The 12931-nt window shown below is 74.0% G+C and carries 11 protein-coding genes; 6 read left to right on the top strand and 5 right to left on the bottom strand.

All coding sequences use genetic code 11. The features are described from left to right. Positions 1-10: 10 nt before the first annotated feature. The 4 genes from rplM to VKK44_RS01885 all read right to left on the bottom strand — a co-directional run bounded on the left by rplM (position 11) and on the right by VKK44_RS01885 (position 2714). Positions 11-454, bottom strand: coding sequence for a 50S ribosomal protein L13 (gene rplM / locus VKK44_RS01900; RefSeq protein WP_343445120.1), 444 nt, complete (start codon positions 452-454; stop codon positions 11-13). A gap of 208 nt (positions 455-662) precedes the next feature. Beyond that, positions 663-2048, bottom strand: coding sequence for a nitrate/nitrite transporter (locus tag VKK44_RS01895; RefSeq protein ID WP_343445118.1), 1386 nt, complete (start codon positions 2046-2048; stop codon positions 663-665). Between the two features lie 122 nt (positions 2049-2170). After that, a complete protein-coding gene (locus VKK44_RS01890; RefSeq protein ID WP_343445117.1) occupies positions 2171-2464 on the bottom strand; it encodes a type II toxin-antitoxin system PemK/MazF family toxin in 294 nt (97 codons plus the stop codon). Beyond that, positions 2454-2714: a DUF6364 family protein gene (locus tag VKK44_RS01885; RefSeq protein WP_343445115.1), complete on the bottom strand. Its 261-nt coding sequence runs from the start codon at positions 2712-2714 to the stop codon at positions 2454-2456. The genes VKK44_RS01890 and VKK44_RS01885 overlap by 11 nt, the downstream gene beginning before the upstream one ends. A 246-nt stretch (positions 2715-2960) precedes the next feature. Between VKK44_RS01885 and VKK44_RS01880 the strand changes: the two genes are divergently transcribed. Beyond that, complete coding sequence (locus VKK44_RS01880) at positions 2961-4223, top strand: ISL3 family transposase (RefSeq protein WP_343442779.1); 1263 nt, start codon at positions 2961-2963, stop codon at positions 4221-4223. A gap of 122 nt (positions 4224-4345) precedes the next feature. Here VKK44_RS01880 and VKK44_RS01875 read toward each other — a convergent pair whose 3' ends face one another. Then, positions 4346-5044 carry a class I SAM-dependent methyltransferase gene (locus VKK44_RS01875; protein ID WP_343445114.1) on the bottom strand — a complete coding sequence of 233 codons (699 nt, stop codon included), beginning with the start codon at positions 5042-5044 and terminating at the stop codon, positions 4346-4348. 243 nt (positions 5045-5287) lie between these two features. On the opposite strand from VKK44_RS01875, the gene VKK44_RS01870 reads away from it, so the two are divergent. From VKK44_RS01870 to VKK44_RS01850, 5 genes are read left to right on the top strand one after another with little or no spacing between them, the layout of a single operon-like run. Beyond that, positions 5288-7306 (top strand): molybdopterin oxidoreductase family protein, encoded by a 2019-nt coding sequence (locus VKK44_RS01870; RefSeq protein WP_458351650.1) that lies wholly within the window; start codon positions 5288-5290, stop codon positions 7304-7306. Beyond that, complete coding sequence (locus VKK44_RS01865; protein ID WP_343445112.1) at positions 7303-8826, top strand: FAD-dependent oxidoreductase; 1524 nt, start codon at positions 7303-7305, stop codon at positions 8824-8826. Before VKK44_RS01870 ends, VKK44_RS01865 begins: the two co-directional genes overlap by 4 nt. Then, positions 8823-11354 carry a nitrite reductase large subunit NirB gene (gene nirB / locus VKK44_RS01860; protein ID WP_343445111.1) on the top strand — a complete coding sequence of 844 codons (2532 nt, stop codon included), beginning with the start codon at positions 8823-8825 and terminating at the stop codon, positions 11352-11354. Before VKK44_RS01865 ends, nirB begins: the two co-directional genes overlap by 4 nt. Further along, positions 11351-11698, top strand: coding sequence for a nitrite reductase small subunit NirD (gene nirD, locus VKK44_RS01855; RefSeq protein ID WP_343445109.1), 348 nt, complete (start codon positions 11351-11353; stop codon positions 11696-11698). Before nirB ends, nirD begins: the two co-directional genes overlap by 4 nt. Beyond that, the gene (locus VKK44_RS01850) at positions 11699-12787 is read left to right on the top strand and encodes a uroporphyrinogen-III synthase (RefSeq protein WP_343445108.1); all 1089 of its coding nucleotides are present in this window, start codon (positions 11699-11701) and stop codon (positions 12785-12787) included. Positions 12788-12931: the final 144 nt, after the last annotated feature.

Below are 12931 nucleotides of genomic sequence, written 5' to 3'. Positions count from 1 at the left end.
TCGCCCGCGCTCACTGCGCGATCTGCTTGATCTCGAACGGGGCCGGCTGCTGCGCGGCGTGCGGGTGCTCGGCACCGGCGTAGACCTTCAGCTTCTTGAGAATCTGTCGGCCCAGCTTGTTGTGCGGGAGCATGCCCTTCACGGCCAGCTCGATGGCCCGCTCGGGCCGCTTGGTGAGCAGCTCGTCGTAGCCGACCCGCTTCAGACCACCCGGGTAACCGGAGTGGCGGTAAGCGACCTTGGTCTGGCGCTTGTTGCCGGTCAGCGCGACCTTGCCCGCGTTCACGATGACGACGAAGTCGCCCGTGTCGACGTGCGGCGCGAAAGTCGGCTTGTGCTTGCCACGCAGCAGCGTGGCGGCGTGGGTCGCCAGGCGGCCCAGCACGACATCAGAGGCGTCGATGACGTGCCACTGACGCTCGATCTCACCCGGCTTCGGGCTGTACGTACGCACAGGTCTACCTTGTCTCGTCGTCGGTCTGGGGTCGCGCGCCGAGGTAACCGGGGCTTCCCAGTCGAACCAGCGCGCACGAACGACCAAGCGTACCTGATGCGGCACGCCTAAGAATGTCGTACAACAGCAGGCAACGATACCCGGCCGCCCGGCGGCAGGTCAAAACGGGGTCGCCCCGCGCCCGACCTGCGCCTTCGCATGGCGCCTGTCACACGCCGACCAGCGTACGCGCCCCCGGTCGCAGGTACACCGCCCAGGTCACCAGGAAGCACATCGCGTACCAGCCGACGAAGGCCAGATAGGCGGCGTCGGCGGTGCCGGAGGTCAGGAACGACTGCCGGAACGCCACGTTCACCAGCACCCCGCCGGACGCGCCGACCGCCCCGACGATGCCGATCAGCGCGCCGGACAGGCGTCGGGCCCGGCGCTGCGCCGCCTCCCGGTCCCCGGTCAGCTCGGCCTCGGCGGCGGCCCGGGCCCGGAAGATCGCCGGGATCATCTTGTAGGTCGAGCCGTTGCCGATCCCGGAGAAGACGAAGAGCGCCAGGAACCCGGCCAGGTAGAGCGGGAAGGACCGGTCCCGGGCGGCGTACAGCACCAGCACGGCGCCACCGGCCATCGCGACGAAGTTCCAGAACGTGACGCGCGCCCCACCGAGCCGGTCGGCGAGCTGGCCGCCGACCGGCCGGACCAGCGAGCCGACCAGCGGCCCGAGGAAGGTCAGCCAGGCGGCGTCGACCGGGGTCGGGAACCGGTCGTGGAACTGGAGCTGGAGCACCTGACCGAAGGCGAAGCCGAAGCCGATGAACGAGCCGAACGTGCCGACGTAGAGCAGCGACATCACCCAGGTGTGCGGGTCGCGGGCCGCCGCGCGCAACGCGCCCGGCTCGTTGCGCGCCCCCGGGACGTTGTCCAGCCCGCGCGCCGCGACCAGCGCGGCGAGCACGATCAACGGCAGGTAGACGGCCGGCACGAGCCAGGGGTACGCAGCCCCCGCGGTGGCCAGCACCGCCAGCCCGACGAGCTGCACCGCCGGTACGCCGAGGTTGCCGCCGCCGGCGTTGAGCCCCAGCGCCCGGCCCTTCAGACGCTCCGGGAAGAACAGGTTGATGTTCGCCATGGACGATGCGAAGTTGCCGCCGCCCACGCCGGACAGGCAGGCCAGCACCATCAGCGTGGCGTACGACACGCCGGGCCGGATCAGCACCGCCATCGGCACCGCCGGCACCAGCAGCAGCAACACGCTGACGATGGTCCAGTTCCGTCCGCCGAACCGGGCCACCGCCAGCGTGTACGGCAGCCGCAGCACCGCGCCCAACGCGGCCGGTACGGCGGTGAGCAGGAACTTCCCGGCCGGGTCGATGCCGTACCCGGGGCCGAGGAAGAGCACGGTCACCGACCAGAGGCTCCACACCGAGAAACCGACGTGCTCGGCGAAGATCGACACCCACAGGTTGCGCCGGGCGGTGCGGGCGCCGCCCGCGGCCCAGAACGCCGGGTCCTCCGGGCGCCATTCGGTGATCCGCCCCGGGCGGCCGGTGGTGGCCGGCGCCGGGGGCGCGGTCGGGGTCGGGGCTGAAGCGAGCGTGCTCACGGCGACTCCTCCTCGTCGGTGACGAGGGGGACGCTAGGAACGGGTGGTTTCCCCCGGGTGCCCCGCGCGCGTCGGTCCGGAAACGGAGACCGCACGTCCGCCGGACGGCGACGGTGAGACCGTCACAGCTCCTGGAGGATGCGCAGCGCCCGGGCGACCCGCTGCATGGTTTCGGTGTCCGCCACGTCCACGCACTCGGTGAACCACTTCTTCATCGGCGAGGAGAGCCGGTCGGGCATCACCACGAAGCCGCCCATCCGCACCGCGAGCGGCGAGTCGCGCAGCAGCGACTCCTCGACCACCTCGGCCACGATCACGATCGGCACGTCGGTGGAGTTGTAGACGTCGGAGCTGACGACCAGGCCGTACCGTTCCCGGGCGCCGGAGATGCGCCAGATCTCTCCCCTACGCAGCACGCGGACGCCCGCCGCCGAACATGGCGTCGTCGACCATCGCGGCCTCCTGGGCGTCGGCCAGGGCGGCGGATTCCAGGTCCAGGCCGGCCCGGGCGACCGCGGCGGCGTGCGCGGTGAAGACCTCGCGCAGCGCCTTCTCCCGGGCGGCCTGGTCCATCCAGGCGGAGAGGGAGAGCCCTTCCCGCTTGGCGAACCGGCGCGCCTCCTCGATCGTCTCGTCGGAGAACGACAGTGTCACCTTGGCGGTCATGCCAGGCAGCCTACCCAGCGGTATGACCGCCAGTCATCCCCGCTCGCGCGGATCAGAAATTTCGACACGTCAAGTGCGTGACGGCCGCCGGATGATGTGCACTTCTCCGCGATATACCTCAGGGTCATAAATATGGGTCTTGTGACGTGTTTGTGGGTGGTTGGGCGCGTCGTTGATGGCGCACGCCGTTGTCCTGCCTAGGTTCTGGCTTGTCGAAGGTCAGAACTGAGTGGGCGGGGCAACGGCGTGCGTTCGGTAAGGGTATGGGCTCGGTTGTTCGGGGTCGAGCAGGCGGTGGTGGAGGGTGTCGAGTTCGATGCGGTCGAGCAGGTGGTGGTGGCTCGGGTGCGGGTGGCTCGGGGTGCTCGGCGGCGGTGTCCGTTTTGCCGGCGGCGGTGTCCTGGTTATGACGCGGGGGTGCGTCGGCGGTGGCGGGCGTTGGATCTGGGGGTGGTGCGGGCGGTGATCGAGGCCGATGCGCCGCGGGTGTCGTGTCGGGTGCATGGGGTGGTGGTCGCGGCGGTGCCGTGGGCCAGGCATGGGGCGGGGCATACCCGGGCGTTCGATCAGGCGGTGGCGTGGTTGGCGGTGCACGCGGCGAAGTCGGTGGTGTCGCGGTTGATGCGGATCAGTTGGCGCACGGTGGGTGCGATCATCGCGCGGGTGTGGGCTGATAGCGGCGCAGCGGTGGATCGCCTCGACGGGTTACGTCGTATCGGTATCGACGAGGTCAGCTACAAGAAAGGCCACCGGTATCTGAGCGTGGTGGTGGATCACGACACCGGCCGGCTGGTGTGGGCCGCTGCGGGCAAGAGCGCGGCTACGTTGCACGAGTTCTTCGACCTGCTCGGACCCGAGCGGGCAGCCGCGATCACCCACGTGTCGGCTGACGGCGCGGACTGGATCACCACCGTGGTGCGCCGTCGTTGCCCGAACGCGGTGCGCTGCGCCGACCCGTTCCACGTCGTGGCCTGGGCCAGCGACGCCGTGGACCGAGTCCGCCGGCAGGTATGGAACGCCGCCGCCGGTCGGGGAACAGGCCGTCGCGGTGTCGCCGTCGGCGAAGCGCGGCTGGTGAAGAACACCCGCTGGGCGTTGTGGAAGAACCCGGACAACCTCACCGGCGCACAACGGGCCACCCTCGACTGGATCGCCAAGAACCACCCCCGCCTACACCGAGCCTGGGCCCTCAAAGAAGGCCTGCGCTACGTGTTCACCCTGGCCAAAACCAGCCCCACCACAGCGGTCCAAGCCCTCGACCAATGGATCGGCTGGGCCCGCCGCAGCCGCATCGACATCTTCGTCGACCTGCAACGCCGCGTGGTCCGCCACCGCGACGCCATCATCGCCTCGCTCGAACACGGCCTGTCCAACGGCCGCATCGAATCCGTCAATGCCAAGATCCGCCTCATCACCCGGATGGCCTTCGGCTTCCACTCACCCCACGCCCTCATCGCCCTAGCCCTACTCAGCCTCGGCGGCCACCGCCCCCAACTCCCCAACCGATGACCCACACATCCAGCACAAAATCCATAAATATGACTCTGAGGTATATCGCTCTTAGGGCTACTTCTTCTCTTGCGCGACACGCCCGAGTACGCCGTAACGCGGGAGCACCCAGGTTCGCCCGGTCACTCGAAGCCGGGGCGGCGGCCGCCGAAGACGGCGAAGCGCCACTCCTTGAAGAAGCAGTCCACGTCCGTCAGACCGGCCTCGCCGAGCCAGCGACACTGGTCGGCCACGGTGGCCGGCCGGTCGTGCCGCATCCGTTCGCGGGCCCCGGCGACCTCCTCGGCGTCGGAGCCCAACTCGGTGATCCGCGCCGTCCACACCTCGTCGTAGCGCCGGTCCAGCGCCGTGGTGGGGCCGGCCACCTGCTCGGCGTTGACGAACACGCCGCCGGGCACGAGCGCGTCCGCCGCCCGGCGGTAGAGCGACCGCTTGCCGTCGTCGTCGAGGTGGTGGATGGCCAGCGCGGAGACCACCGCGTCGTAGCGGCCGGCGGGCAGCGGGTCGGCCAGGTCGGCGTGGACCGTGCGGTGCGGCACCCCGCGGGCGGCCAGGTGACCGGTGGCGACCGCGAGCATGGCGGGTGCGCCGTCCACAAGCGTCAGCCGGACGCCGGGGACCGCTGCGGACAGCAGCAGGGAGAGCAGGCCGGTGCCCGCGCCCAGGTCCAGCACCTCGGGGGTACGCCCGGCGGCCAGCGCGGCCCGCAGCGGCGGCGCGGCCACCTCGATCGCCGTGCCGTAGAACGCGTCGAAGCAGGGCACCAGCCGGCGTCGGGCCTGGTCGTAGCGGCCGGCCACGGCGTCGAAAGCATCCGTCACGCTCACATCAGTCTCCCATTCTGTGGGATTATTTTCTCACATTCTAGACCAGTCGATCCGTTCCGTCAGCCCTGTGCGGTGTGAGGCGCTCTTGACAGGACCGAAACAGAAGGGACCCGGGCCGGAAACCGCCCGGCGGCACGCTTTTCCGACATGACAGACGGTGCACGCGTGGCGACGCGATCGGGGGTGCGCCCCCGGGAGACGGCCACGCACTGCCCGTACTGCGCGTTGCAGTGCGGCATGGCGCTGCGCGGCGACGGCGACGGCGTCGAGGTCGCCGCGCGGGACTTCCCCACCAACCGGGGCGGGCTGTGCCAGAAGGGCTGGACCGCCGCCGAACTGCTCGACCACCCGGAGCGGCTCACCACGCCGCTGCTGCGCGACCGGCCCGGCGGGGAGCTGCGCCCGGCGAGCTGGGACGAGGCGCTCGACCGGGTCGCCGCCGGCCTGCACACGGTGCGCGAACGGCACGGGCGGGACGCGGTGGCGGTCTTCGGCGGCGGCGGGCTGACCAACGAGAAGGCGTACGCGCTGGGCCGGTTCGCCCGGGTGACGCTGCGCACCCGGCACATCGACTACAACGGACGCTGGTGCATGTCGTCGGCCGCCGCGGCCGGCAACCGCGCCTTCGGCGTCGACCGGGGCCTGCCGTTCCCGCTCGCCGACCTCGGCCGGGCGGACACGCTGCTGCTGGTGGGCGCGAACCCGGCCGAGACCATGCCGCCGCTGATGCGGCACGTCGCCGACCAGCGGGAGCGCGGCGGCCGGCTGATCGTGATCGACCCCCGGGCCACCGCCACCGCCCGCCAGGCCGACCTGCACCTGCAACCGCTGCCCGGCACCGACCTGGCGGTGGCGAACGCGCTGCTGCACATCGCGCTCACCGAGGGCTTCGTCGACCGGGCGTACGTCGCGGCGCGTACCACCGGGTTCGACGAGGTCCGGCGCACCGTCGCCGGCTGCTGGCCGGCGGAGGTGGAACGCCTCTCCGGGGTGCCGGTGGCCGACCTGGAGGCCGCCGCCCGCGCGCTGGCCGGCGCGGACCGCGCGATCATCCTCACCGCCCGGGGCGCCGAGCAGCACGCCAAGGGCGTCGACACCGTCACCGCCTTCATCAACCTGGCGCTCGCGCTCGGCCTGCCCGGCCGCCCCGGCTCCGGCTACGGCTGCCTGACCGGGCAGGGCAACGGGCAGGGCGGACGGGAGCACGGGCAGAAGGCCGACCAGCTCCCCGGCTACCGGCGGATCGACGACCCGGCGGCCCGGGAGCACGTGGCCGGCGTGTGGGGCGTCGACCCGGCGACGCTGCCCGGCCCGGGGGTGCCCGCCTATCAACTGCTCGACTCGCTCGGCACCCCGTCCGGGCCGAGGGCGCTGCTGGTGTTCGGTTCCAACCCGGTCGTCTCCGCGCCGCGCGCGGCCCGGATCGAGTCCCGGCTGCGCGACCTGGACCTGCTCGTGGTCGCCGACTTCCTCCGCTCGGAGACGGCCGAGCTGGCCGACGTGGTGCTGCCGGTGACCCAGTGGGCCGAGGAGGACGGCACGATGACCAACCTGGAGGGTCGGGTGCTGCGCCGCCGCGCGTTCCGCGCGCCACCCGCCGGCGTCCGGACCGACCTGGAGATCCTCGCCGCGCTGGCCGCCCGCCTGACCGACGACGCACCGCTGCCGACCGACCCGCGGACGGTGTTCGAGGAGCTGCGCCGCGCCTCGGCGGGCGGCCCCGCCGACTACGCCGGGATCACCTGGGACCGGATCGACGCCGACGGCGGCGTGTTCTGGCCCTGCCCGGACGTCGACGGACCGGACCGGCCCCGCCTCTTCGCCGACCGGTTCCCCACCCCGGACGGCCGGGCCCGGTTCCACCCGGTGACCCACCGCCCGGCCGCCGAGCCGGTCTGCGCCGAGTACCCGCTGCACTTCACCACCGGCCGGGTGCTGGCGCAGTACCAGTCCGGCACGCAGACCCGACGGGTCGCCGCGCTGCGCCGGGCCGCACCGGGCGGCTTCGTCGAGCTGCACCCCGACCTGGCCGCCCGGCTCGGCGTGACCGACGGGACGCCGGTGCGGGTGGTCTCCCGCCGGGGCGAGCTGCGCGCGCCGGCCCGGCTCAGCCCGGCGATCCGGCCGGACACCGTCTTCGCCCCGTTCCACTGGCCCGGCGCCGCCCGGGCCAACTCGGTCACCAACGACGCGCTCGACCCGGTCTCCGGGATGCCCGAGTTCAAGATCTGCGCGGTCCGGGTGGAGCGGGCATGACCGCGCGCATCGTCGTCGTCGGGTACGGCATGGCCGGGGCCCGGCTCGCCGCCGAGCTGCACGCCCGGGGCGGTGACCGGCGGATCACCGTGCTCGGGGCGGAACCGCACCGGGCGTACAACCGGATCATGCTCTCCACGCTGCTCGCCGGAAAGATCGGCGAGCCGGACGTGGAGCTGGTCGAGGCGATCGGTCCACGGGTGGACGTGCGCACCGGCACGTCGGTCTCCACCGTCGACCGGGCGGCCCGGGAGGTCCGCACCGCCGACGGCGGCCGGTACGGCTACGACCACCTGGTGCTCGCCACCGGCAGCCGGGCCGTGGTGCCGCCGCTGCCGGGGCTCGACCCGCTGCCCGACCGGGTGGTCCCGTTCCGCACGCTGGCCGACTGCCGGCGCATCCTCGCCGTGGCCCGGGACGCCCGTCGCGCCCTGGTGCTCGGCGGAGGGCTGCTCGGGCTGGAGGCGGCCCGGGGCCTCGCCGCCCGGGGCCTCGACGTGACGGTGGTCCACCCGAACGGGCACCTGATGGAACGGCAGCTCGACCCGGCCGCCGGCGCGGTCCTCGCGGGCACGCTGACCGGGTTGGGCGTCCGGGCCCGGCTCGGCGTGCCGGCGACCCGGGTGACCGCCGACGCCGACGGCGTCCGGCTCCACCTGGGCGACGGCGAGCCGCTCGCGGCCGACCTGCTGGTGCTCTGCTGCGGCGTACGCCCCGACACCGCGCTGGCCCGGGCTGCCGGGCTCGCCGTCGACCGGGGCGTGGTGGTGGACGACCGGATGCGGACCAGCGACCCGCGCATCTCGGCGGTGGGCGACTGCGCCCAGCACGACGGGACGCTGACCGGGCTGGTGGCGCCGGCCTGGACGCAGGCGCGGGTGGTGGCCGGCGTGCTGACCGGGGAGGACGAGGCGGCCCGCTACCGCCCCCGACCGACGGTGACCCGGTTGAAGGCGGCCGGGATCGACCTGGCCGCGATGGGCGACATGGCCGACCCGCCGGCCGGGAACGGCGCAGCGGCCGGCGACGGCTCGGGGCCGACCGGCGACGGTCCGGTGGAGGAGCTGACGTTCGCCGACCCGGCCCGGGGCACCTACGCCCGGCTGCGGATCCGCGACGAGAAGCTGACCGGCGCGATCCTGCTCGGCGACAACCCGGCGGTCGGCACCGTGGTGCAGCTCTTCGACCGGGGTGCGCCGGTGCCGGCGGACCGGCGTGCGCTGCTGCTCGGCCGCGCGGTCGGCGCACCGGCCGAGCCGGCCGCGTCCCCGGCGCTGATGCCGGACGCGGCCACCGTGTGCCGGTGCAACGACGTGACCAAGGGCGCGCTGGTGGCGTGCTGGCGGGGCGGCGCCCGGAGCGTCGCGGCCCTGTCCGGGGCGACGAGGGCCGCCACCGGCTGCGGCGGCTGCCGGGACGCGGTGGCCGGCATCGCCGCCTGGCTCGCCGAGGTGGACCCGCCCACGACCGACGAGGCACGCGAGACGGATGCGGATCGGGAGGCGGTGGAGGTGTCATGAGTGAGCGGACCAGCAGGCTGGTGGTCGTCGGCAACGGCATGGTCGGGCAACGCTTCGTGGAGGCGCTGCGCGCCCGCGACCGGGACGGGCGGTGGCGGGTCACCGTGCTCGCCGAGGAGCGGCGTCCGGCGTACGACCGGGTACGGCTCTCGGCCGTCTTCGACGGCGTCGACGCGGACGAGTTGAGCCTGCACACCCCGGACGACGGTGTGGAGCTGCGGCTGGGCGAGCCGGCGACCGGCGTCGACCGGGCGCGGCGGGTGGTGACCACGGCGACCGGCGAGCACCCGTACGACGCGTTGGTGCTGGCCACCGGCTCATACGCGTTCGTCCCGCCGGTCGACGGCACGGACCTGCCCGGCGTCTTCGTCTACCGGACACTCGACGACCTGACCGCGATCCGGGCGCACGCCCGGGGGCGGCGGACCGGCGCGGTGATCGGCGGCGGCCTGCTCGGCCTGGAGGCGGCCAACGCGCTGCGCCTGCTCGGGCTCGCCACCAGCGTGGTCGAGTTCGCGCCCCGGCTGATGCCGGTGCAGGTGGACGACGCCGGTGGGGCGATGCTCCGCCGCTACGTGGAGGAGCTGGGCGTCACCCCGTACCTCGGGGTGGCCACCACGGCGCTGCGCCCCGGACCGGACGGCACGGTGACCGCGCTGGACCTCGCGGACGGCCGCTCCGTCGACGCGGAGCTGGTCGTGGTCGCGGCCGGGATCCGGCCCCGGGACGAGTTGGCCCGCTCCGCCGGGCTGCCGCTGGGCCCGCGCGGCGGGGTGCTGGTGGACGCGGTCTGCCGGACCGCCGACGAGCGGATCTGGGCGGTCGGCGAGTGCGCGGCGGTGGAGGGCGTCTGCCACGGCCTGGTCGCGCCCGGGTACGCGACCGCCGAGGTGGTCGCCGACCGGCTGCTCGGCGGCGCGGCCACGTTCCCCGGCGCGGACACCGCGACCAAGCTCAAGCTGCTCGGCGTGGACGTGGCCTCGTTCGGCGACGCGCACGGCGTCACCGCCGGCTGCCTCGACGTGACGTACACCGACCCGGCCACCCGGTCGTACGCGAAGCTGGTCCTCTCCGACGACGCGCGGACGCTGCTCGGCGGCGTGCTGGTGGGTGACGCGAGCGCCTACCCGACGTTGCGGGCGAGCGTCGGCGGGCCGCTGCCCGGTCCCCCGCTGGCGCTACTGGCCCCGGCCGGCGGCCCGGGGGCCGGGGCGGGCGCGCTGCCGGCCGCCGCGCAGGTCTGCTCCTGCAACGCGGTGACCCGGGCCGACCTGGACGCGGCGATCGCCGGCGGGGCGACCGACGTGCCGGCGTTGAAGGCGTGCACCCGGGCCGGCACGAGCTGCGGTTCCTGTGTGCCGATGCTGAAGCAGCTGCTGGACGCCGCCGGGGTGCGGCAGTCCACCGCGCTCTGCGAGCACTTCGACCTGAGCCGGCAGGAGTTGTTCGACCTGATCCGGGTCCGGGGCATCGGCACGTTCTCCCGGCTGGTCGCCGAGCACGGGCGCGGGCGCGGCTGCGACATCTGCAAGCCGGTGGTGGCCTCGATCCTCGCCTCGCTCGGCACCGGCCACGTGCTCGACGGCGAGGCGGCGTCGCTCCAGGACACCAACGACCACTTCCTGGCCAACCTGCAACGCGACGGCAGCTACTCGGTGGTGCCCCGGATACCCGGCGGGGAGATCACCCCGGAGAAGCTGATCGCGATCGGCGAGGTGGCCCGGGACTTCCACCTCTACACCAAGATCACCGGCGGGCAGCGGATCGACCTGTTCGGCGCGCGGGTCGACCAGCTCCCGCAGATCTGGCGCCGACTGGTCGACGCCGGCTTCGAGTCCGGGCACGCGTACGGCAAGGCGCTGCGCACGGTGAAGTCCTGCGTCGGGGACACCTGGTGCCGGTACGGCGTGCAGGACTCGGTGGGGCTGGCGATCGCGTTGGAGCTGCGCTACCGGGGCCTGCGCGCGCCGCACAAGCTGAAGTCGGCGGTCTCCGGCTGCGCCCGGGAGTGCGCCGAGGCGCGCGGCAAGGACTTCGGCGTCATCGCCACCGAGACCGGCTGGAACCTGTACGTCGGCGGCAACGGCGGTTTCCGGCCCCGGCACGCCGACCTGTTCGCCACCGACCTGAGCACCGACGAGCTGGTCACCCTCATCGACCGGTTCCTCATGTACTACGTGCGCACCGCGGACCGGTTGCAGCGTACGGCTGCCTGGATCGAGGCCATGGACGGTGGCCTCGACCACCTCCGGTCGGTGCTGGTGGACGACACGCTGGGGCTCTGCGCCGACCTCGACGCGGCGATGGCCCGGCACGTCGACGGATACTCCGACGAGTGGCGGGACGTGCTGGAGGACCCGGAACGGCTGCGCCGCTTCACCTCGTTCGTCAACGCGCCGGACGTGCCGGACCCGTCCATCACCTTCGCGGTGGAGCGGGGCCAGCCGGTGCCGGCGCGCGGCACGCCACCGGGCGCGGAACGCCGGCGGCAGCCCGTCGTGCTGGGCCTGCCGGAGGTCCGGCGATGAGCCCGACCGCGACGCTGCGCTGGACGCCGGTGTGCCCGCTGGACCGGCTCGACCTCGACCGTGGCGTGGCGGCGCTCGTGGACGGGGTGCAGGTCGCGCTCTTGCGCACCGCCGGCGGGCTGTTCGCGGTGGACAACCTGGACCCGGTGGGCGGCGCGTACGTGATGTCGCGGGGCCTGGTGGGCAGCCGGGGCGGGGTGCCGACGCTCGCCTCCCCCCTGCACAAGCAGGTGTACGACCTCACCACCGGGCACTGCCTGGACCTTCCCGGGGTGACGCTGCGGCGGCACCGGGTGCGTTGCCGGGACGGCCTGGTCGAGGTGCGGCTGCGGCAGGAGGAGTGAATGCGGGACGAACTGGCGGGCTTCACCATCGGGGTCACCGCGGACCGGCGGCGCGACGAGCTGGCCGCGTTGTTCCAGCGGCGCGGCGCCCGGGTGGTGCTCGCCCCGGCGCTGCGGATCGTGCCGCTGGCCGACGACACCGACCTGCGCGAGGCGACCCGGGCCTGCCTGGCACACCCGCCGGACGTGCTGATGGCCAACACCGGCATCGGGATGCGGGGCTGGCTGGAGGCGGCCGAGGGCTGGGGGCTGGCCGAACCGCTGCGGAACACGCTCGCCCGCGCGTACGTGGTGTCACGCGGGCCGAAGGCGACCGGGGCGATCCGCGCGGCCGGGCTGCGTGAGCACTGGTCCCCCGCCTCGGAGAGCTGCGACGAGGTGGTCGAGCACCTGGTCCGGCGCGGCGTGGCCGGCCAGGTGGTGGCGCTGCAACTGCACGGCGACCGGCAGCCGGAGTGCACCGAGGCGCTGGTCGCGGCCGGGGCCACGGTGATCGAGGTGCCGGTCTACCGCTGGGCGCCACCGGCCGACCCGGCGCCGCTGCACCGGCTCATCGACCTGGTCGCCGGGCGACTGGTCGACGCGGTCACGTTCACCTCCGCCCCGGCGGCGGAGGCGCTGCTGCGGGCCGCCGGGGACCGGACCGAGACGGTGCTGGCGGCGTTGCGCGGCGACGTGCTGGCCGGGTGCGTGGGCACGGTCACCGCCGAGCCGCTGGTGCGGCGCGGGGTGCCGGTGAGCGCGCCGAGCCGGGCCCGGCTCGGCGCGCTGGTCCGGACGATCGTCGAGGAGCTGCCCCGCCGCACGGTCTCGGTGAAGGCGGCGGGGCACGTGCTCACGTTGCGCGGTCACGCCGCGGTGGTGGACGGGGAGCTGCGCCAGTTGGCGCCGGCCCCGATGGCCGTGCTGCGGGCGCTGGCGGCGTCGCCCGGGAAGGTGCTCTCCCGCACCGCGCTGCTGCGGACGCTGCCCCGGGGCGCGGACGAACACGCCGTCGAGATGGCGGTGGCCCGGCTCCGGGTGGGACTGCGGGCGCCCCGCGTGGTGCAGACCGTGGTGAAGCGCGGCTACCGCCTCCGGGTGGACTGAGCCGGCTCAGCTCCGGCGGGCGTTCCGGTCCCCGCCCGTGCCGCCTGGTACGGGTACGTGGTGGTCGGATCTGCGCAGCTCGGGGGCGGGACGACAGGTGATCGAGGCGCCGCCCGTCCAGGACGGGCACCGCCGCGAACAAGG

It is taken from the genome of Micromonospora sp. DSM 45708, assembly GCF_039566955.1.
Lineage (GTDB): Bacteria > Actinomycetota > Actinomycetes > Mycobacteriales > Micromonosporaceae > Micromonospora.
The sequence above is the reverse complement of the archived record's forward strand: the minus strand, read 5'-3'. Positions and strand labels throughout refer to the sequence as shown.